At 45.5% G+C, this 24,135-nt stretch carries 22 protein-coding genes; 5 read left to right on the plus strand and 17 right to left on the minus strand.

Going from position 1 to position 24,135, the window contains the following annotated elements:
• Window positions 1-5: 5 nt before the first annotated feature.
• The 15 genes from P22_RS05000 to P22_RS05070 form a co-directional block, all read right to left on the minus strand.
• A complete protein-coding gene (locus tag P22_RS05000; RefSeq protein WP_082378403.1) occupies window positions 6-1,052 on the minus strand; it encodes an alcohol dehydrogenase catalytic domain-containing protein in 1,047 nt (348 codons plus the stop codon).
• 134 nt (window positions 1,053-1,186) lie between these two features.
• Window positions 1,187-2,464, minus strand: a complete 1,278-nt coding sequence (locus P22_RS05005; RefSeq protein WP_054259131.1) for a PTS galactitol transporter subunit IIC — start codon at window positions 2,462-2,464, stop codon at window positions 1,187-1,189.
• 38 nt (window positions 2,465-2,502) lie between these two features.
• Entirely contained in the window at window positions 2,503-2,796 is a 294-nt protein-coding gene (locus P22_RS05010) for a PTS sugar transporter subunit IIB (RefSeq protein ID WP_054259132.1), read from the minus strand.
• Window positions 2,797-2,975: 179 nt separating this feature from the next.
• Window positions 2,976-4,010, minus strand: coding sequence for a zinc-dependent alcohol dehydrogenase (locus P22_RS05015; RefSeq protein WP_054259133.1), 1,035 nt, complete (start codon window positions 4,008-4,010; stop codon window positions 2,976-2,978).
• Between the two features lie 18 nt (window positions 4,011-4,028).
• Window positions 4,029-4,691, minus strand: coding sequence for a ribulose-phosphate 3-epimerase (gene rpe / locus P22_RS05020; RefSeq protein WP_054259134.1), 663 nt, complete (start codon window positions 4,689-4,691; stop codon window positions 4,029-4,031).
• Window positions 4,688-5,146: a ribose 5-phosphate isomerase B gene (rpiB, locus tag P22_RS05025; RefSeq protein ID WP_054259135.1), complete on the minus strand. Its 459-nt coding sequence runs from the start codon at window positions 5,144-5,146 to the stop codon at window positions 4,688-4,690. The genes rpe (P22_RS05020) and rpiB overlap by 4 nt, the downstream gene beginning before the upstream one ends.
• A 13-nt stretch (window positions 5,147-5,159) precedes the next feature.
• Window positions 5,160-6,218: a galactitol-1-phosphate 5-dehydrogenase gene (locus tag P22_RS05030; protein WP_054259136.1), complete on the minus strand. Its 1,059-nt coding sequence runs from the start codon at window positions 6,216-6,218 to the stop codon at window positions 5,160-5,162.
• A complete protein-coding gene (gene rpe, locus P22_RS05035; protein ID WP_054259137.1) occupies window positions 6,215-6,883 on the minus strand; it encodes a ribulose-phosphate 3-epimerase in 669 nt (222 codons plus the stop codon). The genes P22_RS05030 and rpe (P22_RS05035) overlap by 4 nt, the downstream gene beginning before the upstream one ends.
• Window positions 6,884-6,911: 28 nt before the next feature.
• A complete protein-coding gene (locus P22_RS05040) occupies window positions 6,912-7,664 on the minus strand; it encodes an SDR family NAD(P)-dependent oxidoreductase (protein WP_054259138.1) in 753 nt (250 codons plus the stop codon).
• A gap of 24 nt (window positions 7,665-7,688) precedes the next feature.
• On the minus strand, window positions 7,689-8,303 hold the full coding sequence (locus tag P22_RS05045; RefSeq protein ID WP_054259139.1) for a KpsF/GutQ family sugar-phosphate isomerase: 615 nt from the start codon (window positions 8,301-8,303) through the stop codon (window positions 7,689-7,691).
• Between the two features lie 20 nt (window positions 8,304-8,323).
• Window positions 8,324-8,737, minus strand: a complete 414-nt coding sequence (locus tag P22_RS05050; RefSeq protein ID WP_054259140.1) for a hypothetical protein — start codon at window positions 8,735-8,737, stop codon at window positions 8,324-8,326.
• Window positions 8,738-8,788: 51 nt separating this feature from the next.
• Window positions 8,789-9,268 carry a PTS sugar transporter subunit IIA gene (locus P22_RS05055; RefSeq protein ID WP_069972760.1) on the minus strand — a complete coding sequence of 160 codons (480 nt, stop codon included), beginning with the start codon at window positions 9,266-9,268 and terminating at the stop codon, window positions 8,789-8,791.
• A gap of 271 nt (window positions 9,269-9,539) precedes the next feature.
• Window positions 9,540-10,568, minus strand: coding sequence for a zinc-binding dehydrogenase (locus P22_RS05060; protein WP_054259141.1), 1,029 nt, complete (start codon window positions 10,566-10,568; stop codon window positions 9,540-9,542).
• A 154-nt stretch (window positions 10,569-10,722) separates the two neighbouring features.
• Window positions 10,723-13,701 carry a sigma 54-interacting transcriptional regulator gene (locus P22_RS05065; RefSeq protein WP_054259142.1) on the minus strand — a complete coding sequence of 993 codons (2,979 nt, stop codon included), beginning with the start codon at window positions 13,699-13,701 and terminating at the stop codon, window positions 10,723-10,725.
• A 206-nt stretch (window positions 13,702-13,907) separates the two neighbouring features.
• The gene (locus P22_RS05070; protein ID WP_054259143.1) at window positions 13,908-14,972 is read right to left on the minus strand and encodes an HD-GYP domain-containing protein; all 1,065 of its coding nucleotides are present in this window, start codon (window positions 14,970-14,972) and stop codon (window positions 13,908-13,910) included.
• Between the two features lie 331 nt (window positions 14,973-15,303).
• On the opposite strand from P22_RS05070, the gene P22_RS05075 reads away from it, so the two are divergent.
• From P22_RS05075 to P22_RS05095, 5 genes are all read left to right on the plus strand, one after another.
• Complete coding sequence (locus P22_RS05075; protein ID WP_054259144.1) at window positions 15,304-16,227, plus strand: hypothetical protein; 924 nt, start codon at window positions 15,304-15,306, stop codon at window positions 16,225-16,227.
• Between the two features lie 527 nt (window positions 16,228-16,754).
• Window positions 16,755-17,561, plus strand: a complete 807-nt coding sequence (gene modA, locus P22_RS05080) for a molybdate ABC transporter substrate-binding protein (RefSeq protein WP_054259145.1) — start codon at window positions 16,755-16,757, stop codon at window positions 17,559-17,561.
• 31 nt (window positions 17,562-17,592) lie between these two features.
• On the plus strand, window positions 17,593-18,255 hold the full coding sequence (gene modB / locus P22_RS05085; protein WP_235814559.1) for a molybdate ABC transporter permease subunit: 663 nt from the start codon (window positions 17,593-17,595) through the stop codon (window positions 18,253-18,255).
• A 15-nt stretch (window positions 18,256-18,270) separates the two neighbouring features.
• Window positions 18,271-18,987 (plus strand): ATP-binding cassette domain-containing protein, encoded by a 717-nt coding sequence (locus P22_RS05090; RefSeq protein ID WP_373432666.1) that lies wholly within the window; start codon window positions 18,271-18,273, stop codon window positions 18,985-18,987.
• An 81-nt stretch (window positions 18,988-19,068) separates the two neighbouring features.
• Entirely contained in the window at window positions 19,069-20,004 is a 936-nt protein-coding gene (locus P22_RS05095; protein ID WP_054259147.1) for a helix-turn-helix transcriptional regulator, read from the plus strand.
• 70 nt (window positions 20,005-20,074) lie between these two features.
• On the opposite strand, the gene P22_RS05100 is transcribed toward P22_RS05095, so the two are convergent.
• Together P22_RS05100 and ptsG are read right to left on the minus strand one after the other, a co-directional pair.
• Entirely contained in the window at window positions 20,075-21,901 is a 1,827-nt protein-coding gene (locus P22_RS05100; RefSeq protein ID WP_054259148.1) for a PTS transporter subunit EIIC, read from the minus strand.
• A gap of 180 nt (window positions 21,902-22,081) precedes the next feature.
• On the minus strand, window positions 22,082-24,115 hold the full coding sequence (ptsG, locus tag P22_RS05105; RefSeq protein WP_054259149.1) for a glucose-specific PTS transporter subunit IIBC: 2,034 nt from the start codon (window positions 24,113-24,115) through the stop codon (window positions 22,082-22,084).
• Window positions 24,116-24,135: the final 20 nt, after the last annotated feature.

Raw genomic sequence — 24,135 nt, forward strand, 5'->3', positions numbered from 1 at the left:
TCCTTTCAGGGAATTAAAACAACTTTTATGGCATCACCGTTACGGGTTAATTTAATTGCCATTTCAATTTCCCGCAAAGGCAAAGTGTGTGTAATATATTTTTTTGCATTTAGCTTGCCGGAAACCACTAATTGATAAGACTCCCGTAAATCCATCTCACTGTAGGCATAGTGCCCGTACACAGTAAGCAAATTGTAGTGAATCAAATTGGTATCCAGCGGTGTTAACGTACCTTTCGCTACACCGCCAAAAAAAACGACCTTGCCCATTTTCCGGGTCATGGCAACAGCCTGCTGCTGAGCTTCCAGCGCCGGACAAGCGGAAATCACCTTGTCTGCTCCCCACTGGCCGGTAAGCCGCTTGACAGCAGCAACCGGATCGGCTTCTGACGAATTAATTACATAATCTGTGCCAAATTGTTTCGCCATATTTAGTCTCTTGGTGGATTGTTCGACGACAATGACAAGTCCGGCGCCTCTTAGCTTCGCCAGTTCCACATGCAGGCAGCCAACCGGACCGGCGCCGATAATAACAACTACATCGCCCAGAGTGATATCGATATGTTTCTGGCAGGCATAAACCGAGGACAACGGTTCCACCAGCACCGCTTCTTCATAGCTAACATGATCCGGCATTATCTTATTAATGCCCCGGTCCAGCATATCCCCGGTTAAGACCATGTACTCCGCATACCCGCCGGGGATATCCGATCCGGGCACAACAATGTTTTCACAAAGCCCGTGCCAACCCCTTCGGCAGGGCTCACATCGATGGCAGGGAACGATAGATCCTACGTACACCCTGTCACCCACTGTAAACTGACCGGCTTCATTACCGGTTTCCACCACCTCACCGGCAATTTCGTGGCCGATGACCTGTGGATAATGCAGCCGGTGATGGCCAAAAGTAATTGTCCTGATATCCGACCCGCATAAACCAACGGCTTTTACCCGTATCAAAACTTCTCTCCTGCCGCACTTAGGCCTATCAATAGTTTCACAAACTAAATTTCCCGGACCATGCAACACCATTGCCAGCATCTTTTCTCCCATTTTCCCCTCCAGCTAAGCGCACGTTTTCGCTGTCCTTGGCCGTTCCGTCTAACAGGTAACCGATACGGCCGGCGGTAAAGCGGCCGTATCGGTTCACAAGTGTAAAAATTTTTCTGATTGAATCAGCTTCTATACTAGATGCCAAATAAACCATGCAATGCCACCGCACCCCAGTAGGTGAGCCAGGTATACCATTGTGCCCCTACAGCCAGGCAAGTGAGTTGAGCAGCACCTTCTGGGATCTGCAATCCGGCAGCAATGCCCAGTTTGGTCATTAACGGCGCCCCGGCTGTTGCCAGATACAGAATAATCGTTGAATTTACAGTGGCGCAAATGATACCCCGGAACAGATTTCCTTTACTAGGCACAATGGAGAAGATGTTAAAAAAGGTTAACACGGAAAGATCGGCAATCGGCAGAGTAGTATTTCCCGGCAATATAAACGCCAGCAATAACGTAATGGGAATTGCGATAAGCGCTGTCGCAACAACGAAAGGATGACCGATACCAACGGCAGCATCCAGGCCGATATAGACTTCGCGACCCGGAAACCGTTTATTCATAAATTCCGAGGTGGCTTCCGAAATAACCATCAACCCTTCCATAAGCAGGGATATCATCTTCGGCAGTAAGACCAATACCGCCGATACTGCAATACCAACTCCCAGAATGGTTTTTAACGGCATATGGGCGAAGAAAGCCAATAATGCACCGATCATCAGACCGATTAACATGGGTTCACCAAGAATTCCTAATTTTTCCTGAACCGTGTCGGTTGTCCAGCGAATATTTTTTATACCGGGAATCCGGTCAATGGCCCAGTTTATCGGGTAATCAATAAGGGCCCAGGAAGTCGCCTGAATATGGGGCAGCGAAACCCCTTCCAGCCCCAATACCTCCTGGCAGTCCTTCTGTGTCCAGTCAGCCAGTTTGAATACTAAAGCCATATTAATAATCGAGCTTAAAATTGCCAGTGTAAAACTATTGGTTGTACCGTAAATGATGGAAGCGGTAAACAGAGCATGCCAATAGTTCCAGATATCCACGTCCATTGTTTTCGTCCAATTCATCGCTAACATGACAATGTTCGTACCTAGAATAGCGACAAAAACAAAAGGTACAACAATGGTTCCCCAGGCCAGGGTCGCACCGACAGGCCACCCCATGTCAATACTGGTTAGCTGGAATCCATAGGTTTCTACCAGTGCTTTCGCTACTGGTGAAATATTATTAACCATTAAACCAATGACAATATTTAACCCGGTAAATGCTATCCCTACAGTAATACCGGCCCGGATTGCCTGGCTGAACTTGACACCTAAACCCAAACCTAATACTATAATAATAAGCGGCATTACGACAGCAGTACCCATATCAATGACGTATTTGAAAAATTCTAATACCAATTCCACAAAGTATTCCTCCTTTATCTATTGGAGTTGGGATCGTGTTATTTTTTCAGGATTTCCAGAATCTTCTCTTTTGTCTCCGGAAGTTTTAACCCGCTTAAGAAAGCCATGCCAATCACGATGGGAATTCCTTTTGTATCCCCGGGAACCTGAGTGGAACCAACAATTAAATCAGCTTTTATCGCCACTGCCCGTTGCGCTGCTTCGGTTACCTTGCACGTATCTACGGTCGCATCAATTCCATTGTCCTTGCATAACTGTCTTACCTTGTTTGCCACTACCGTAGAAGTTGCAATTCCTGTACCACATGCACATAAAATTCGTTTTTGTGCCATTTCTCCACCCCCATAGATTGTTTTTCTTATCTCGCTACGCTTCATCCCTATACCGCAACAATCACTCCTTTCTGAAAAGCAATCATGTATCTACAGGTAAGTATAGCTGCCGACCCCTAATCGGCGGCTGTACTACTTGTACTAAAGGGATTGGCTTTCACTCCGGCTTCTAAAAAATTTTACTGCGAAGGGTCCAGCATGACCTTTAAACCTTTTTTATTTTCCACAAGCTCAAACGCTTCTTTCCACTGCGACATCGGAAGCACATGCGATACAACAGCCTTAGCGTTGACCTTCCCATTGGCAATCAACTTCAGAGCTTTCGGCCAGGAACTTGGTATCTGACTGGATGAACCAAATACATTGAGTTCTCTTTGCTTTATTTGGTAGTAATCCACCTCTATCGAACGGGGGAAATAGCTCATGGGAATAAATACGCCGTCTTTGGCTGTTATTTTCATGCCCAAATCGACTGCCGCCCTTGCTCCCGTCGCTTCTACCACAATATCCGCACCGTAGTTTTCCGTATAGCTTTTTACCACACCATCCAAATCTTCTTTCTGGATATCTACAGTTCTGTCAATTCCCAGTTCCAGCGCCAGATTTAACCGCTGCTGATCAGGAGTCAGCCCCGCCATGATGACATAGGCACCCTGAGCTTTGGCTACCTGCGCCACCAACAGCCCGATGGCCCCCGGCCCGAGGACAACCACTACGGAATCAACACATACATTGGTTCTTTCCATTAAGGCATGCACACCGCAGGCCAGCGGTTCCACGACGGCAGCTTCTTCAAAGCTCACCGTATCGGGAAGCTTCATAATGCTTTCTTCGCGATTTACCAAATATTCGGCAAAACCACCATTGGCTACCGAACCAATACCCTGGCGCGCAATGCAGTGATTTAACTGTCCCTTTTTACAAAACCGGCACTTGCCACAAACAGAGTAGGTCGTCTGCGTTAGTACGCGATCACCCGGTTTTACTGCCGTAACCCCCTCGCCGACTGCATCCACAATTCCTGCCACTTCGTGACCGAGAATAACCGGAGGTTTAAGTGGCGCTCCTCCTGTACGGTAGTAATCAAGATCGGTATGGCATATGCCTGACCGCACCACTTTCATCCGGATCTGTCCTGCTTCGGGCTCCGGAGTGGGGACCTCCCTAAGTTCTAAATGCAAAGGACCTGCCGCAAACTTCACTAATGCTTTCATTCTATTTCCCCCAAATCTTTATTGAGCTGCATTGCGCATTTCCTGTACCAGTTGCGTATAGTCGGCAGTTGCCCCCTTAAATACCGATGCAGTACCGCCTACCAGTACATTTGCCCCCGCCTCTACAGCCGGCGGAATAGTGCAGCTGTTGATATTGCCGTCAATTTCAATTAACATATCCGGCTTTTTTATCATGCATATTTGCTTTAATTCTTTAATTTTTTTCAAAGCACCGGGTATAAACTTCTGTCCGGCAAAACCGGGATCTACAGTCATAACCAACACCATATCCAGTTCCGGCAAAACCGATTCAATGACCGGCAGGGGTGTTGACGGGCTTAACGCCACAGCGGCTTTAACTCCCTTGTCTTTAATCATCGTTACAACCCGGTAAAGCTGTTCGGTGGCATCGGCATGAACAGAGATATATTCCGGCCGAAGGGCCGTGAACTTATCGATATACCGCTCAGGGCGTATGATCATCAGATGAATATCCAGCGGAATGATCGTATATTGCCGTATCGCCCCCAGTACCTCCGGACCCATAGCCAGATTAGGCACGTATAGACCATCCATAACATCGCAGTGCAGCAAATCTACCTTAGCCGCCGCTAAGCGGTCCAGTTCATTTTTTAATGTCAACTGATCGGCGCACATCATGGAGGCGGCAATTTTTATCATGGAGTTTGCCTCATTTCATCTTCCAAATCCTTCAACTGCTGCAGCCTCGGTATAAACCTGCCACCCGTAAAGGGAGTTTCCAGCCAAAGGGTGGTAATTTCCTCGGCCATTCTCTGGCTTACAATCCGGCTGCCCATGCATAACACATTAATATTCACATCACTTTTGGCATACCTGGCGGTAAACAATTCATTGCACAGCCCGGCTCTTATTCCCGGAACCTTGTTGGCAGCAATGGACATCCCTATGCCGGTACCGCAAATCAAAATCCCGCCGTCGGTCTCACCGGAAGCGGCTTTTTGTGCCACATTTTGGGCAATCGGTACATACTCCACAGGTTGATCGCCTCTGCCAGGGCCGCAATCCATGACTGTTATGGATCGGTCAAGCAAAAATTGTTTTAGCTTTTCTTTCATTTCATATCCGGCATGATCGGACCCCAGGGATATTTTCATATAACCGTCCCCCTTACTCTTCTTTTCCCTCCGGAAAGACCATAACTTTACCAAAAAAGGTATCCCTCTTATATATTTTTTCAAAGGTCTCAGGAATTTCATCAAGAGTGATGCGATGGGTTACCATAGGTTTCACGCGAATTTTTCCTTCTTTCATAAAATGGAGAGCGGTTTGCCACTCTTTACCGGGATAAGGGCTGGATATGGCATTCCATGAACCCAGTACGGTCAGCTCATTACGCACTATTTTTTCAAAATGGTCCCGGGCTACCGGTACATCACCGTAAGGAATCCCCATAAAAACAACAGTTCCTCCTTTTTGGGGCAGTGAAAAGACCTGGGCACTGGTAAACGGATTGCCGGCAGACTCAACGGCGATAGTGACGCCTTTCCCGTCTGTTAACTCTTTAACTGCCTTAACGGCATCCATCTGTTGGGAATTGACGCATAAATCGGCCCCCAGCTCTTTCGCAATAGCCAGTTTCTCATCAAAGATATCAATGGCAATGACCTTGGCGGCACCAAAGAGGTTGGCGCACTGAACAGCAAACAGCCCGACGGGGCCTACTCCCAACACCGCCACTGTATCCCCGGCCTGTATGTTGGTACGATAAAAGCCATGCAAAGCAACACAAGCAGGTTCCACTCCCGCCGCCGTTTCAAAATCCACCCCTTCAGGCAGCTTTAAAACATTTCTGCCCGGTAGTCTGATATACTCGGCAAAAGCCCCGTCTTCCCTGGCGCCAATAACCTGTAAAGTTTCACACCGGGCATGCTTTCCCTGTAGACAGTACTCACACGTAAAGCAGGGCGCGGTCGGACAGGCGGTAACTGCATCACCGGGTTGTAAGCCAGTCACACTTTCTCCGGTCTCTACCACCACCCCGGCAAATTCATGCCCGAAGATGGCTCCCGCCGTATGCGGCCCCAGCTTCCCATACCTGGATATGTCTGAGCCGCAAAAACCTGCGGCTTTGATTTTTATAATCACATCATTTACGGTTTTCAGTTCCGGAATAGGGCATTCTTCTACCCGGATGTCCCTGATTCCATAAATTTTTGCCCCCTTCATACAATCACCCTTTCAAGCATAGTCATGAAATTCTGAATATTGCTTTTGGTTTTGTGTCTTTGGAATGCGGCCGAGCCAATAACAATATTCCGTGCACCGGCGTCAATAACCGAAAGAATGTTATTCTGATTGATCCCTCCGTCTACCTGAATGGCAAAAGGATAATCCCCGTTTCGTTTTATCTCCTGTAAATCCTGAATTTTCATATTCATCCCGGCAATGGTTTTCTGTCCGCCGTATCCCGGGTTCACAGTCATGATCAGCACCTTATCCAAAAGGTCATAAACATAGTCAAGTACGCAAGGCGGAGTTGCCGGATTCAAGGCTACACCGGCTTTTTTCCCATGACTTTTTATCAGCTGTATCGTACGGTGGAGGTGTGTACAGGCTTCGGCATGTACGGTTATCGAATCGGCTCCGGCACTCACATAATCAGGGATATAACGGTCCGGATTGACCACCATCATATGCACGTCAAATTCCAGCTTGCTTAAAGGCCGTAACATTCTTACCTGATCGGGGCCAAAGGCTATGTTGGGGACAAAATTGCCATCCATGACATCAACATGTAACGATGTAATACCACTGGCTTCGACTTCCTGCAGTTCCTCCGCCAAATAGCCCATAGGAGCTGCAAACAGCGAGGGGCAAATGGTAATTTTCATACAAAAACCTCCAATTTTTCGAGGCAAATTACGAAGCATACGTACGCCCGCCATCAACAAGAATAATTTGCCCGTTAATATAATCGGCTTTATCGGAAGCCAGGAAAGCTGCCAATTCAGCAATATCTTCCGGTTGTCCCACACGGCGTACCGGAATCTTCTGTATCAGATTATCCCGTGCCGCTCCGACAGGATATAATGCATCCAGCATTTCGGTCTGAATTACCCGGGGTGCTATAGCATTGGTCGTAATGCCCTGCGGACCGTAATCCCTGGCCAGATTACGCACCATGGCATTTTGCCCGGCTTTGGTTGCCGCATAATGGGCACCACCGCCGCTGCCGGTTTCAGCAGAACCGGAGGATATGACGATAATTTTGCCTTTTCCCTGGGACAGCATATGCGGTAATACCGCTCTGATGGTATAGAATGTGCCTGTCAAGTTAATTGTAATTACCCTGCTCCACTCCTCCGGACTAATTTCCATAAAGGAATGTCGGGCATTCACACTGGCATTGGGCACCAGGACATCAATTTGTCCATAAACGGCTAATGCTTTGTCCACTGCAGTCTGCAAACTATCGGAATTGGTTATATTCAAAGCCATAAACAGGGCATCACCGTGAGCTTTCTTAATCATGCTTACCGTTTCGTCCCCTGCTTGCTCAGAAATATCGCCGACAATGACGCTGGCACCCTCCCTGGCCATAGTCAGCGCGATTTGTCTCCCAATCCCTTGCGCCGCTCCGGTAATAAAAACGACTTTATTGTTCAACATCATGTATCGACCTCCTGAGAAATACGCTTAGCAGCAGCTATTCTTTAGCTGCGCGCCTCTGGCACCGCCCTGATGTAAAAAACCAAACTCCTGCCGGGTAACTCCCTTCGCTTTCATCACAGCCATAGCTAACACATCGCCCAATGCCATTGTCAATGTCGTCGAGGTAGTAGCCGATAATCCCAGCGGGCAAATTTCTCTTTCCACCGAAATGTCAATTATAGTGTCGCTGTTTTGTCCTAAAACCGAATCCGGCTTTGCCGTAAAGGCAATAAGTTTTACACCAATCCTTTTCAGGGCAGACACCATTCCCCGCTTGATTTCATCGCTATTGCCACTATTGGAAATAAAAATCACTACATCATCTTTTTGCACGGCTCCCAGATCCCCGTGAAAGGATTCCGCCCCATGCAGAAAAAATGAGGGGATGCCGGCACAGGCCATCGTGGCGGCTATTTTATGTGCTACAATACCGGATTTGCCAACCCCGGTCAAAATCACCTTGCCCTGACAGTTACATACGATGTCCACAGCCAGCCTAAATTCCTCGCCAATCCTTTCGGCTGCCGCAAGCAGAGCGCAGGCCTCTTGCTGTAATCCTTCTTTGGCAAACATAAGCAAATCAAAATCATACTCTTGCATCACGCTATCCCTTCTCTACGCTAAGATTGTTGTTGCAGCCGGTCATGAATTTTCTTAATATAGCCATGGTCAATCCGGAGTTTTTCAGCATATTCATCACCATCAGGCCATACTACCCAATAATCCCGTTTGCCCATAATGCACATATATTTAGGCAGAGAATTGATCATTTGTTTCCAGTCGGCGATTATCTGTTCTGTTTCCTCATAAGAAATGCCGCCTTCCGGCCGTTTAATATGCTGCAGCCGTTCCGCTATAAACCGTTCCGAGCAGCGGGGCAGTATTGTTCGATAATTATAGGCGCCCATGGTAACAAAGATCCCGTACACAAACCCAAAAGCATAAATTGCATACTGATAATCTTTTGCAAGATCAAATGCCATCTGACCGGGAATCCCCAAAAAGAATCGAATATATCCGTCAATAAAACTCATGTAAATCCTCCTTTTTGCTTTTTCGACCACATCGATGACATCATGCTGGAATCAGCTAGTCGATAATTTCCCAAAATAGCATTTAACCAGTCTCACCAACTGCGCCGGGTCAGTGGCCGCCACTAAATCCGTCATTAATTTCGCATCCGAAAATAATTCAATCAAATCCTGCAATAACTGAATCTGCATCTCCGGGTCTTGAATGGCCAGCATAAACATAAGTTTGGCATCTACCGTTTCCCCCGGATAGCCCATCATGCCAAACTTAACCGGATGCTTGAGTACTCCAATGGCAATTCCCGGGCGGATAACATGAATAGCATCCGTATGTGGAATAGCGACCCCAAAGGTTTCCGTAGGCAGGCCTGTAGGAAAAACTTCTTCTCTGGCCAGTATGGCATCCATATAACTATCTTTAGTAAATCCGTTTTCAAAAAAGAGCTTAGCCAGTTCACGCATTGCGGCTTCTTTTGTTCCGGCATCAATATTCGCTCCAATAAACCCCGTTTCAATTAAGGCTTCGCTATACACTTTGCATCCTCCCCGCCTGGAATGAAGTATTTCATTTAAATCAGTTATCCGCTAATTTATCGTATTATCTTGTATATACTGATTTTAAGGACTATTCTGATTATTATCTTATGCAATTTCAATGCCATAGCAATGGCAGACTTTGCAGAACTACAATTTCTAGTGCTTAGACCTTATCGGCAGTTTAATCTGCGACAAAAGCCTCCACTGCCGGACTCAAAATCTGCCACATATTCTCCCGTACCGCTTGTAGCTTTTCTTCAATACTGGATTAATCAAATACAATACAGTTTTTTATTACCTTACCACTTTTATGCGATAATATAGCCTCTTCAATTTCATTGAGCCGATAGCGTTTGTTTACAAAATCCCGGGACGCAATCACTCCATGTTTAATTAAATCAAATGCAATCTGTACATGTTTAGGTGTTGTATGAAAAACCCCCTTAATGGTTAACTGGGAATAATGCAGCAGATTGGCATCAATACTGACACTGGTTCCCGCCTTTGTGCCCCCGAATAAAAGTATCCGTCCCCCCTTTCTGGCCATACGGATGGTTTGTTCCCACAGATCAGTAAGTCCTACCGCTTCAATCGCCACATCAACCCCGCGCTTATACTCGGTGACTTTCCTGACTGCCGCTACCGGATCGCTGCCACAACCTTGCGGGTTAATGGTAACAGCTGCGCCAAGTTTTTTGGCTATTTCCAGCCGTTCATCCGATAAATCGGCGGCAATGACTTTTGCTCCATGAAAATAAGCCAGTCTGATAAACATCAAACCAATTGGGCCAGCGCCGTTTACAACGACCGTATCCCCGGCAGCTATGCCGATTTGTTCAACCCCGTATACGGCACAGGAAAAAGGTTCTACCATGGCAGCATCCACAAACTCCATATTTTCAGGAATATGAAACACATTTTGTTTTACAATGGCTGCCGGGATTTTTCCGTATTCAGCAAAAGCGCCCTGATTGAAGGTAATATTCTCGCACATCGAATGTTGGCCTTGTTTACAGTAAAAACAGACATTGCAAGGTGCCGAATTATGAGCCACCACTCTGTCGCCCACTTTAAACCCACTTACATTCTCACCAACCTGAGCCACAATACCTGCCGCTTCATGCCCAAACCCGTAAGGAGGTCTGAACAGGGGATATCCCCGGACGTACGTTTTAACATCCGTACCGCAAGTTAGCGCTACACGATTTTTAATAATCAATTCCCCCGGTCCGGCTACCGGCATTGGCACTTCTTCCACTTTCACTGTTTGCGGTCCGTAATACATGGCTGCTTTCATACCGTCTCATCTCCTCTGACACATAGTACTGGTCTTCACCATATTCCCTTTGCAATTTTTATGCCAACGCTCTGGCAGAGTTTACTGCCGTCAGCCACTTACACAACATGCTGCAGCTTACTCGCTGCAGCATGTTGTGTAAGTGGCTATAAAATTAAACCGTACCGGAAAACAAGCTATTTTCCAACAAAACAGATTTTACCTGTTCTGCGGTTTCCATAGCTGCCAGCTTCCTTAAAAACCTTTCATCTTCCAAGACATTAATTAAATAGACCACTTCCTGTTCAACATCCTCTTTTAACGCCAGCATGGCAACAACTTTCGCCATATTGCCCTCGTACCAGGGAACCGGCTCCGCCAATATCGCAATCGCTACGGCCGGTTTTATGACATTTTCCAGACCGCCATGCGGAATGGCCGCCCCACTCTCCAAAAACGTATTTCCCATGACTTCCCGTTTATAAACGTCCAGCAAAAAATCGTTATTTACATATTGGTAATCTACTAAAACCTTGACCAGAGTATCCAATATCTCCTGCTTGGTTTTACAATCGGGACGGATAAGAATTAATTCATTTTTTACAAGTTCCAGCAGCCGTAAGCTTTTCGGCGGGATTGCTTCTTCCGGATTCGACTGCAGTGTCAGAATATCCCTGATCCGGGCTGCTGCAGTGCCGTTGAGCATCTCCTCCACGGTAATAAACGGTATATTGGTATTTTGCGGGCGAATACTGCCAATGATGGCCGCAATATGATGCATAGCCTGAATTTTTTCTATACTTTTGTAAATATCTTCTTTGCCGGTTATACCCAAAGCGATAATTTCAGCCTGATCGCATATTTCCGGAACCATTTTTTCAATAAGCCGTTTAAATTTTTGTGCGGTCCCCTCACCGGTAATACAAATAGTAATGATGACTTGCTTCTGCTTTTTTTCCGGGCTTTCCACCGGAGTAATCAACCTCCCCAGCCCCACTTTATCGGCATCCAGTGTTTCTACAATCTCATTCAGTTTGGCATCGGGCAGCATAGCCCTGCGCACCGCTTCCAGCACCATAACGGTATCGACCCGCGTAACCGTATAAGTGGGGATATTGGTTTTTTGGGTAATCAGTTCACCAAAGGTAATCAGCGACCCCATGTCGGCTAGTAATAATACCCCCTTGCCTTCATTAATATTCTTGACCATTTCCACGGCTCGCGCCAGTGCAACTTCCGGCCGTTCATCCAAAGACATCTCCAAAGCTTTGGCATGGTTCACCCCTAACAGACAATTTACTACCTCAACCATACCGGCGGCTACTTTGCCATGGGACATGACTAAAACGCCTACCCTGCCTTGCCGGGCATCTTCCTGATGGATAATTGCCCGTAAATACATGGCAATAAAACCGATCTCATCCTCCGGCAGTATATATTCCATCTGCTCTTGCACAGCCTCAATCATTTTCCTGGCTACGGCATATTCCAGGCTATACTCGTTTTTGACTTTTTCAAGCTGCGGATTGATAACCGGTTTCCCCTTCTGCATTCTTTCCAGTGTAGCACCAATATGGATAGCCAGATAATACAGCAGTTGCCTATCTACTTTTCCCAGTTCTTTTTCTGCCACTTCAATCATCCGCTCCGCCAAATCAACCATGGCTTGCCCTACAATATCCACCAGATTTTGAGCCGCAACAGCATGATCATAATGACTAAACTTTTGCGCAAATTGACGGAACTGCGCTTCCAGTTCACCATCAATCAAGCGGTTGATTTCCTCCTGTTCCACTCCCCTTGACTGTAAATCCTGATAACTTCTTTCGATAAAATCATAAATCTCTCTGGGCAAAACATACAAATCTTCCATTTGTGGCAAAAACTCACCCTTTTCACCCGGCTTTACGACAAGATCACCCAGCAATAGTTTTTCCACTTCCTGATTACGGCTGTGAATGTGTGTTAATCCTCTCCGGGCATGTATCGGTAAATCCAGAAGATCAATCTCAACAATTTTATGCCGTTCACTTAAATAGGTTAAGAAAGCCCTGGCACAGGCAACCTGAATGTCGCTGCGCAACTGCCCGACATTGCCTTGGCAGTCGTACAGCAGCATAGTACGCAAAACAGGTTGCGAGACTTTAATTCCTACACCGATACGGTCGGCTTCCTTACTTAAAAATTCCCGCACCATTTCATAACGCTCACCGATGGTTCTTTCTGCCAGTGGCGGCAACTCAATAACCATCGGTATACGGCGGCGAAAAGTAAACAGCAGTGAAGACTCCACTTCTTCACTGGTGGCGGCAATAACCAGCACCTGTATTTCGCGGGCCTCGCCGGTTTCCCCCATCCGCCGGAACTTACCTTTATCGATTAAATGGAATAATATTTCCTGTCCTTCCGGTGGAAGCCGATGAATTTCATCTAAAAACAGCACGCCGCCATTGGCCTGTTCCACCAACCCCTCTTTCGCCGCATCCGCCCCGGTAAAAGCGCCTTTGACGTACCCGAACAACTGTGACAGCAGCATTTGTGGATTTTCCGCATAATCAGCACAATTAAAAGCAACAAATTTAGCTTTAGAGGAAATCCTGTCACACTCTACCGCATAACGGTACATGGCTTCCGCGAGATAGCTTTTTCCCGATCCGGTCGGTCCCAATATCAGCGTATGCAGCCCGAGGGGCGGATACAATACGGCAGCCTTCGCTTGTTGAATTTGCGGTTTTAAAGTTCCTGCCGCACCAATAATCTGACGGAAAGTTGCTGTTTTTTTATGAATGGCAGATTTCATTTGTTCATCTTCATCACCAGGATCGCAGATGGTCTGCTTTTTGCTCATCCTATTGGCAGGCAATAAAAACTCCTTGCGTATTTGAGCGACCGTAAAGCGTGAAATGGTAAAACCTTGTTTATTGATTTCTGCAGTAAGTTCACGGTCCGACAGCTCAGGATGATTTGCCAGGATTTGTGCAAAAGTCTCCAGCAAATACGGTTCCCGTCGTTTCCGTGAGTCAGGTATTTCCAGTTCATTCCGCAGTGAAGTGACTTCATCGCGCCGGACTTTTAAAAGATTCGCTAATTGATCATCTGTATACGGGTTTTTCTTGTCTTCAGCATTAATCATAGCAAGCATATCCTTTTTCAAATCGCTTCACCCCCGGCAATTCTCAATATATTCGGATTTATCTTACAATTACTTTCCTCTATATTAGCATCTAAAACAGGAAAGACGCAAACTAATTATAAAAAAATAGCACTTAGAAAAAGTGCTATTGGACAGCCAGCATTACATTTTGAACAGGTTTTGCCGATATATGAATTGATTGGGCAAACTATACCCGGTAAGCTTTATTAATTGGGCAGTGCAATTCTTTGAATCACAGAATATCCAAGCTGTTCCAGGTCAAGAATCTGATTGTCCGCCGTTCTGACAAGCGGCAGGCTGGAGCCATTAGGCCTGAAATAAACAATTTCCGCTTCTCTTCCGTTAGCAAGAACAACTTTGGTATGCAGCAAATTATCTTTTACCCGGTTAAGAAAGGTGGTGCAAATTTCCGTGTCCAGCTTGCCAAACATTTCCCGCCTCAGCAGATCCAGCACCGGAAAAGGATTGGCCTGCTCGCCCGCCTGGATCTGGGCATCAAAGGAGTCGGCTATGGCAATTACTTTGGCGTAAGGATGAATCCTCGTTCCGGCAACGCCGGTAGGAATTCCACTGCCGTCCATATGCTCCCTGTGCTGAATAATTCCCAAAATGGTTTCAAGGGAAAGTCCCTTGGTTTTTCTTAAAAGGACGGCAGCTTCCGCAATATGCGTTTGCGTATGCAGCTCAATTAACGTGCCGGCACTTAATTTACCAGCATGATGCAATAAAGCGGCCAGGGCCACTTCTCTGATCTCTTTATCGCTCCAGTGTAACTGACGGGCAATAAAGCTGGCATAAAATGCCACATTAATGGAATGCTGCGATACAAAATCCGGTATATCCTGTCCATCAATCAACAACAAACTGGTTACCGTGGACGTATATTTTACAACACTTTGATGAATATCGTGCGCTGTATCCCTTAAACACGGAACAGGAATTAAATTCTGTTTACGCATAAAATCAAATGCCTGCACCGCACTGCCGGCAATTGAACCGTACCGCTCTTCAAATTCATAATGACTTTTAGCAATCAGTCCGCCATTTGCTACGATATCCGGTTCAGCCGCAGCTTTTACAGGTTCGGCAGCTTCCGCTTCCTCGGCAACCGCATATACACATTTTACATCCCATGAATTTAACAAAAAAATATGCCGTTCCGTCAGTGCCACACCATTGCCTAAAAGCACTTTGCCATTAGGCGCAAGGACCGCGTCCGCAAGGACGGTGCCCGGAACTAAATCCTGGACTTCAACCAATTTTCCAACCATTCAATACTGCCTCCCGTTGACACTGACTTAACTCAACCATGTAAAGCCCAAAAGTGAATATGTTAAAAACAGTATATTAATTTCCTACACTTTTTCTAAAAATCCTTTAAATTTGTAAAAATAACCCGCGAAAAATATTGCCCCTATCAATTCACCCGAAATACGAGCAGCATGATAATAGCAATTGACTAAATCAAACAAAAACCAATTGAAATAAACATAAACTAAGTGTATAATAACGCTATAAAGAAACTATACTGATGAAGGCAATGCGGCCAACACGATATCCCCAAGTGTTGAAACCGCATTTTTTTATTTTGGAGGTGTTATCATGCCTAATTCTGTTTTTGCTGTGCCGGTGCCAAAAGCGATTAACAGCGGCATTGGTCTGATGTGCATGGAAGAAGCCCTATCCTGTCAGCCCAAGCTTTCACCCGGACTGTCTTATTATCAAAAAGCTGTTGATCTTGCTGCATGTCCTCATGTATCTTCTCCACTGCTGAAAAGCTTCATCTTAGCCACTTGTATGGAAAATCCCTTTTGGAATGAATTTCGTCTGCTGGATTTCTTTAATCGTAATGGCCTGAAGCTTACCATTCAGGAACTGCAGCATATAAAAAGATGCGCCGGAATCGAAACGAAAACAGCATTATGTCAGGCGTTAACCGACCTGCATACAGAAAATTCCCAGTCGCTGAATGCACAACAAATCCGTTTTGTCGAGCGTCTAAATCCGGTCTTCTGTGACCGTGAAATCAGTGTTTCCTATCCCGGCGAACTTCTCGCCTATGAATGTATCTGTACCCGGAGAATGGTCAATAAACTGAAAAGCTTACAATACATACACTTGTTTATTGATTTATACAACGGCTATGTGTTTGGCAAATTCATGCCCCAGCGCTCTCTGGACGCGGCACTGGCCTTATTTCGCTCTGAAATTGCCCCTGTCTATGCTGCTAAAAACTATAATAAGCCAACTATACTGTACTACTCTCCAGACGGTCAAATTCCCGCTGCAAGTAGTTTGTCCCTACAAGCAGCCCGGCGCCCTTCCGGAACCATTCAGGGGTTTAGAAAATTCATTCTTGCCGGTTTCTTTGAAGGCATCCGAATATACGACACGCCTGTAAAAAACCTGCCATACACATTTGAACGCTGGCTCCAGGCTTATAACCTAACACGTCCGTTTGACCGTCGTCAGAATTTATTGCGTTATAGCGCCACCACCTTCTGTCCAAGATTATCTATTGATTAATCATACCTTAAAAAACAAATACAGATTTCTTATCTGCATAATAACAAGTACCACGATAAAAACAAATATAACCAAATAAAAACCTATTGATTTTTTCATTTTATTTCGTATATAATAGCTTATATAAAAATACATAGATTATTATTTTAAGCTTTTTCAAGTATAGCGGCGGGTACAAAGAAGTATCAACTAATGTAGTTGTTTTAAACTATATTTTAGTTGATTTTTTTATTATCTCAGACATCCAAAGGGACTGCTGCTATACACAAAACCGGATTTTCCGGAAAATCACTTTTCAAGATTTTAATTGACGAGCCAAAACAAATTGATGGCTTATATAAATTATATTATATAGAGATAAGTAATTCTGAACTTTTGCAAACATGGCAACAGGTACAAAGAAGTATCAACTAATGTAGTTACTCTAAACTATATTTAGTTGATTTTTTTGTTGTTTTAGCCATCCAGCCGGATTGCTGCTATAAACAAAACCGATTTCCGGAAAATTAACTTTCAGGAGGAATACCATGAAAAGACTCACCTGGATTATAACTTTGTCAGTTGTATTCGCATCCGCTTTATTGGCAGGCTGTGGCGGTACCAAGACCGATAAACCGGTCGCACCACCGGCGGAAGCGGCTGTTGAACTGAATGTCTCAGCTGCAGTCAGTCTGAAAGACGCGCTGGCGGAAATTCAAAAAAACTTTGAAGCAAAACATTCCAATGTAAAAGTAATTTACAATTTAGGGTCTTCCGGTTCATTGCAAAAACAAATTGAACAGGGTGCGCCGGCGGACATTTTTATCTCTGCTGCGCCCAGGCAAATGAACGAACTTGCTGACAAGAACCTGGTCAATAAAGACAGTCGTAAAAATTTAGTCGAAAATAAACTGGTTGTTGTTATTCCAAAAGATTCGACTCTCTTTATAACTAAATACGAGGATTTAGCCGGCGACGCAGTGCACAACATCAGCGTAGGCGAAACCGCAACCGTACCTGCCGGTCAATATGCACAGGAAGTCTTAAAAAAGCTTGATATCTGGGATAAACTGCAAAATAAAATCGTTTTTGGCAAAGATGTGCGTACGGTATTAACCTATGTCGAAACCGGCAACGTTGACGCCGGTATAGTGTATAAAACCGACGCTGCAGTCAGTGACAAAGTGAAAATCGCCGCTGCCGCACCGGAGGGATCACATAAACCGATTGTCTATCCGGCCGCAATTTTATCCGGTACCAAACAGCAAAAAACCGCTGAAGAATTTCTTGCATACTTAAGGACGCCGGAAAGCAAAGCCATATTTGAAAAATACGGTTTTACGATGAGCAAATAAATACACTCTCTCAATGAAGGAATGGGTATTCATGGACATGATCGAATGGCAGCCTGTAATCCTATCGATAAAAGTTGCACTCATTTCACTGGTTTTCATATTTCTGTTTGGCGTCTCAGCAGCTTATCTAATGCGCAGCACACATATTCCCGGTAAGGCGGCAATTGAAGCCCTGTTTACATTGCCACTGGTTTTACCGCCTGTAGTCACAGGATTTATATTGCTTGTGCTGATTGGCAAACAAGGCCCCATCGGTATATTGTTAAACAGATATTTCGATACGCAGATCATTTTTACGCCCGCTGCCGCCATTTTAGCCGGAACGGTGGTTTCTTTCCCGCTAATGTATCAAAGTACCAAAGCTGCATTTGAAAGTATTGATACCATTCTGGAAGATGCTGCCCGCACACTGGGTGCAAGTGAATGGCGCGTATTCTGGACTGTCACTGTTCCACTGTCCTGGCCCGGACTTTTATCTGGTATGGTGCTTTCTTTTGCCCGTACACTGGGCGAGTTCGGTGCAACGATCATGATCGCCGGTAATATTCCGGGAAAAACTCAGACCATTCCCTTAGCTATTTACTTTGCCTCCGAAGCCAATGATCTGACCACTGCCGGTATCTATGTACTCATTATCAGCATAGCCACATTTTCGCTGATTTGGGGATTAAATCATTGGAAAGTGGGAAAATAACGTTTTGTCGAAAGGATGAGTCGTTTGTTAGCCATTGATATTACAAAAAAACTCTCTCACTTTACTTTAAATATCAGCTTTACCATGGAAAACAAAATACTTGTCTTGTTTGGTCCGTCCGGATGCGGCAAAACAACCATTTTACGTTCTATAGCCGGATTAATCAAACCTGATGAAGGCAATATCGTATTCGGTGATAAAATATTTTTTAATTCCCGGTCTCACACCTACTTACCGCCAAAAGCGCGGAATGTTGCCTATATGTTTCAGGATTTGGCGCTATTTCCCCATATGAATGTCAGCCGGAATATTTGGTATGGAGTAAAAAACCATACATCCAAAAGCATTGTTCTCTATCAGAAATTACTAAACTTGCTTAAAATTGAACATCTGCACAATAGGACCATCCATCAGTTATCCGGCGGCGAAAAGCAGAGAGTGGCATTAGCCCGGGCACTTATGTCCGAACCGGAAATTTTGCTGTTGGACGAACCCTTGTCGGCACTTGATGCGCAAACCCGTTATGAACTGCAGGACGAATTAAGAAAACTGCAGAAAATCTGGCAAATTCCGTTTATTTTGGTCACTCACTCTCCGGAGGAAGCGCTTTCTTTAGGAAATGAAGTCCTCTTTTTAGAAGAAGGTCATGAAGTCCCCGGTCCGCCACCTTCCTGGCACAAAGCAGTAAACTCCTCTGCCGGCACTGCTGCTGCCATGCAGTTTTTTTATTAATTACACAGCAGATAGACCAGTAAATCATAACCGCCCTGATTTTTCAAATAAAATTTCTACAACGGAACGGAGTGGAATGTCATGCCGGAAACAACCGTATATACACCGGAAGAAGTAGCCAAGATTTTAAAAATTTCACGCTTTACCGTATATGAAATGATTAAACGTGGTGACCTAACAGCTTACCGTATCGGCAGAAAGATGCGGGTCGAAGCTCCGGATCTGGAGATCTATATCAATAAATCTAAAGGTCTTTCTCCGGCCGGAACGACTATTCCTCTCTCTACCGAGCAGCCCCCTTTTGCCTCTCATGACGGTCTTATCCTTTGCGGTCAGGACCCGCTGCTGGATATTTTGACCAAACATCTGGAAAAAGAAATGCCCTACATTCAGTTTCTCCGCAAGTATATTGGCAGCATGGACGGTCTTATCTCCTTGTACCGGGGAACGGCCAACGCCGTTACCGCACATTTATGGGACAGCGATACGGATACTTACAATTTGCCGTACGTACGTCACCTTCTACCCGGTCACCGGACACTGATTGTCAACTTAACACATCGTATGGAGGGGCTTTATGTAGCAAAGGGCAACCCCAAAAATATTCAAACCTGGCAGGATTTAAGCCAGCCCCAGGTTCGTTTCGTCAATCGTGAACGTGGGGCCGGTGCCCGGGTTTTGCTGGACGAACAACTTCGTTTACTAAAAATAGATCACAGTAGCATTCAGGGATATGCCCACGAAGAAATGAGTCATTTAGCTGTTGCCAGCTGCGTTGCCAGAGGTGAAGCCGACGTAGGACTGGGAATTGAAAAAGCAGCATTGCAGGTCAATGCTGTTGACTTTATTCCGCTAAAAAAAGAACGTTACGATTTGGTCATTCGCAGGGAAGATGCCGCCAAGCCCCAGTTCCATGCACTGCTTACTATACTAGGTTCCAAGAACTTTCATAATGAAATTTCCGGTATGGGAGGTTATGATATTTCCCAAACAGGAATGATTCTGGCCGAAACCTAAGCTATCCGTGACAAAACAAGCTGAATTTTTGTATAGCCTTTACAAAATTCAGCTTGTTTACTGCCAGACACTACTTCTCCGCTATTTGTATAATTACATCTTCCCCTGCCGTTACTTCTTCCGCCGGAGTTATTTCGATCTCACCGTTTCCAATGACAACAAGATCTATGATGATCAATTCGCCCGTTTCCGGATGCGGCAGACTCATTAACGGTTCTCCCGGACAAACCACTTGTCCTTTATCAGCTACCATCATCGGCTTTCCCTTGGCCTTGTCAACCCGGATTTTAATCCGGTAAGAATCATTAATCATCATGGTCAGGAACCGGTTTTCGGAATCACTTTCCGTAATCCTGCCAACAACGGGCGCCAGACAATAACGGTCTCCGGTTGCAATTGCGACATGATTACCATTTGCGGCCGGACACTCGCTTTCCCGGAAAATCCTGCCGCTGACCGGAGCTTTAATACGGATATATTGCTCAACCGGAGGAGCATCTTGCGCTATATGCTCCTCTCTGCCGGCAATTACATTGCCGAGCAAGTCGGCGATTTCTTCTTTCAGTAGATCGGACTGCGTTCCAAAAACAAGTTGGAAATTATCACCCATTTCCATAATGCCAACGGCTCCCAAGTAAGATAATTCCCGTTTTTTTACCAGTTCCCGCTTCCGTACCGAGACCCTCAGCCGCGAAACACAGGCGTCCAGAGCTTCGATGTTACCTGCTCCGCCCAGGGCCTCCAGCACCTTATCTGCCAGCCGGCTATGTGGAACTGCCTGTTCGGACAGGAACGCCTCCTCCCGTCCGGGTGTTTTTAATTGAAAATAGTTTATCGCAAAATGGAAAACGGCAAAATACAATATCCCGATACCCAGTCCGACCGGCCATAGCCATAGCTGGTGATGACCATAATGATAAGATAATACATAGTCAATAAATGATGCGGAAAACGTAAATCCCAGATGAATATCAAGCCAGCTGGTAATAAGGCCGGAAATTCCGGCCATCAACACATGGAAAATGAATAATGCCGGTGCCAGAAAAATAAAAGTAAATTCCACCGGTTCAGTAATTCCAGTCAAAAACGAGGTCAGTGCGGCACTGGCCATTAATCCGCCAACTGCTTTGCGGCGTTCCGGAAGTGCATTATAAAAAATAGCAAAAGCCGCTGCCGGCAAACCAAACATCATGATGGGGAATTCACTGGCCATAAACATTCCGGCCGCCGGATCTCCGGCATAATAACGGTTGAAATCGCCACGGATAACCGTTCCGTCTATGGTCGTAAAATGGCCGAATTCATACAAAAAAGCCGGATAATATACATGATGAAGCCCGATAGGAATCAAAAGACGTTTACCGGCAGCAAAGAAGGCCGGACCGAAACTGGAATTCACAGCCAGATGACCGACTGTATCAATTGCATTCTGAAATACCGGCCAGATCAGCTGCAGCAGAAAAGCAATAAAAACCCCGGCTATTGATGTCACTATTGGTACAAAACGTTTCCCGGAAAAGAAACCCAATACCTGGGGCAGTTTTATTTCATGATACTGGCGATAAGCAACGGCAGCCACAATTCCCATGGTAATACCGGAAAAAACACCCATATTCATCTCCGGATTGATGGACTGTAATACCGCCAGAAAAATCAGATGTCCAACCACGGCTGCCAAGGCGGCAACCGATTTCCCGCCGGAAAGACCGATAGCTACTCCCACGGCAAAAATGAGTGGCAAATTTGTAAATACTGCCATGCCCGCTTCTCTTAGTGCCGGCATATCCAGTAAATCCTTTTCTCCAAACCGAAATAAAAGTCCGGCTGCCGGCAGAACAGATACAGGCAGCATCAGTGATTGACCAATCTGCTGGAAATACCGGAATGCATTTTTCACTGTAAAAATCCCCTCCATGGCAATAACACATAAAAAATTGTGTCTTCTTTTATTGCTTTATCCGTGTTCGCTGTTTTCATTATGTCCTCTGCAAAACAATCCTATTGGAAAAACAGTAGAAAAAGCACCAGAATACTACATTCTGATGCCTTTTCACTACATTATACTGCCTATGGCATATTACTGTATTCTGATGTCCATTTCTTCTCCACGTTTTACCTGTTTTTCTTCCTTGACTACAACGGTTTCACCGGACAGATTGGTAAATACAACCGGAGAAATAAGGGATGGGACTTTAGGCTTGATACTTTCCAGATCAGCCCTCAGGATGCACTGGCCGGCAGTAACATGATCTCCCGGTGTAACCAGAGAAATAAATCCGCTTCCCTGAAGATTAACGGTATCAATACCAATATGAACAATGAGTTCCAATCCGCTGTCGGCAGTTATTCCCACAGCATGTTTGCTTTCCGGCACGCTGGTTATAGTCCCATCTACAGGAGAAACTACCTCACCATGGCTCGGCTCAATGGCAAAACCGTCGCCAACGATTTTTTGCGAAAACACCTGGTCGGGGACTTGTGACAAACGTATAACTTTTCCGTCAAGCGGAGCAACAAAACGTGTAAGCGTTTTTTTATCCGTGGCTGCCATTTCCACTTTGCTTATAGCATTCTGGGCTGTCAAGCTCTGCACCGGATTTTTACCCGCGATAATATCCTGTATTTGTGTCTTAATCATATCTGATTTTGGTCCGAAGATAATTTGCAGGTTATCACCTACCACCATGACACCTGACGCACCCAAACTTTTCAGTCTATCTTTATTTACTTTTTCTATCTCATTAACACTGACACGTAACCGGGTAATGCAAGCATCCAGATGGGCAAGATTACCTTTCCCTCCCAGCGCTTCCAGAATATCAACTGCCAAACCGGAAGAGCCCATATTGGGCACTTCCTCTGTTTCTGTTTCATCTTCCCGCCCAGGGGTCTTTAGATTCCAGGTACGGATGGCAAACCGGAACCCAAAATAGTAAACAACGGAAAAAACTAGCCCCACGGGAATCACCAGCCACCAGTCCGTACGGTTGGGAATAACGCCAAACAGCAAGTAGTCAATTACCCCGCCGGAAAATGTCATACCGATTTTTACATTCAGAATATGCATCAACATAAAGGATAAACCGGCAAAAATAGTGTGAATACCAAACAAGACCGGGGCGACAAACAGGAAGGAAAATTCAATAGGTTCGGTAATACCGGTTAAGAAGGAAGTCAGTGCCGCCGAGGCCATAATACCGGCGACAACAGCTTTTTGTTCCGGTTTCGCTTCGTGATAAATAGCCAGAGCCGCTGCCGGCAAACCAAACATCATGAAAGGAAACTTCCCGGTCATAAATGTTCCGGCCGTAAAAGCCACGCCATCTTTGAGTTGGGCAAAGAAAATACTTTGGTCACCATTGACAATTTGCCCGCTCTTACTTACGTACTCACCAAACTGATACCAAAACGGATTGTAGAAAATATGATGAAGGCCAAAAGGAATCAAAGCACGTTCAATAACTCCGAAGATAAAAGCGGCCAGTGTCTTATTCGTATCGATCATGTTTCGCGAAAACAAGGTCAATCCCAATTGAATCGGCGGCCAAATAAAGGTCATAACAATACCTAAGATGACCGCTGCCGCTGCCGTCACAATGGGGACAAACCGTTTCCCGGCAAAAAAGCCAAGATAGGACGGCAGTTCAATATTATAAAACCGTTTGTATGCCTGAGCTGCCAGAATACCTACGATGATACCGCCGAATACCCCGGTCTGTAAAGTGGGTATTCCTAATACATTACTGTATGCCGGATTGCCGGTAACCATATCCGCAGTAACACCACTGACCAGCCCCATCGTCACATTCATAATTAAAAAACCAACTATAGCTGCCAGACCGGCAACCCCTTCCCCGCCTGATAAGCCAACGGCAACACCGACAGCAAACAACAGGGAAAGATTGCCGAAAATAATATTCCCAGCCTGCTCCATAACTTTAGCCAGTGCATGGATCACCTGATTATCTAAAACAGGCAGCAAATTTAACATGGCTGGATTTTGCAAAGCATTGCCAAACGCCAATAATAAACCGGCTGCCGGCAACAAGGCGACGGGAAGCATAAGTGCCTTACCAACTTGTTGCAAAATACCGAATGATTTTTTGAACATTGTAAATCTCCTCTCTTATC

Origin of the sequence: Propionispora sp. 2/2-37, assembly GCF_001298735.1 — a bacterium.
Taxonomy (GTDB): domain Bacteria; phylum Bacillota; class Negativicutes; order Propionisporales; family Propionisporaceae; genus Propionispora.

Coding starts and splice junctions, on each gene's coding strand:
- rpiB (WP_054259135.1), bottom strand. CDS start 5,146: ATGAAAATATCCCTGGGGTCCGATCATGCCGGATATGAAATGAAAGAA.
- ptsG (WP_054259149.1), bottom strand. CDS start 24,115: ATGTTCAAAAAATCATTCGGTATTTTGCAACAAGTTGGTAAGGCACTT.
- P22_RS05045 (WP_054259139.1), bottom strand. CDS start 8,303: ATGCAAGAGTATGATTTTGATTTGCTTATGTTTGCCAAAGAAGGATTA.
- P22_RS05015 (WP_054259133.1), bottom strand. CDS start 4,010: ATGAAAGCATTAGTGAAGTTTGCGGCAGGTCCTTTGCATTTAGAACTT.
- P22_RS05070 (WP_054259143.1), bottom strand. CDS start 14,972: ATGGTTGGAAAATTGGTTGAAGTCCAGGATTTAGTTCCGGGCACCGTC.
- P22_RS05095 (WP_054259147.1), top strand. CDS start 19,069: ATGCCGGAAACAACCGTATATACACCGGAAGAAGTAGCCAAGATTTTA.
- modA (WP_054259145.1), top strand. CDS start 16,755: ATGAAAAGACTCACCTGGATTATAACTTTGTCAGTTGTATTCGCATCC.
- P22_RS05040 (WP_054259138.1), bottom strand. CDS start 7,664: ATGATGTTGAACAATAAAGTCGTTTTTATTACCGGAGCGGCGCAAGGG.
- P22_RS05000 (WP_082378403.1), bottom strand. CDS start 1,052: ATGGGAGAAAAGATGCTGGCAATGGTGTTGCATGGTCCGGGAAATTTA.
- P22_RS05030 (WP_054259136.1), bottom strand. CDS start 6,218: ATGAAGGGGGCAAAAATTTATGGAATCAGGGACATCCGGGTAGAAGAA.
- P22_RS05060 (WP_054259141.1), bottom strand. CDS start 10,568: ATGAAAGCAGCCATGTATTACGGACCGCAAACAGTGAAAGTGGAAGAA.
- modB (WP_235814559.1), top strand. CDS start 17,593: ATGGACATGATCGAATGGCAGCCTGTAATCCTATCGATAAAAGTTGCA.
- P22_RS05050 (WP_054259140.1), bottom strand. CDS start 8,737: ATGAGTTTTATTGACGGATATATTCGATTCTTTTTGGGGATTCCCGGT.
- rpe (WP_054259137.1), bottom strand. CDS start 6,883: ATGAAAATTACCATTTGCCCCTCGCTGTTTGCAGCTCCTATGGGCTAT.
- rpe (WP_054259134.1), bottom strand. CDS start 4,691: ATGATAAAAATTGCCGCCTCCATGATGTGCGCCGATCAGTTGACATTA.
- P22_RS05075 (WP_054259144.1), top strand. CDS start 15,304: ATGCCTAATTCTGTTTTTGCTGTGCCGGTGCCAAAAGCGATTAACAGC.
- P22_RS05010 (WP_054259132.1), bottom strand. CDS start 2,796: ATGGCACAAAAACGAATTTTATGTGCATGTGGTACAGGAATTGCAACT.
- P22_RS05090 (WP_373432666.1), top strand. CDS start 18,271: ATGAGTCGTTTGTTAGCCATTGATATTACAAAAAAACTCTCTCACTTT.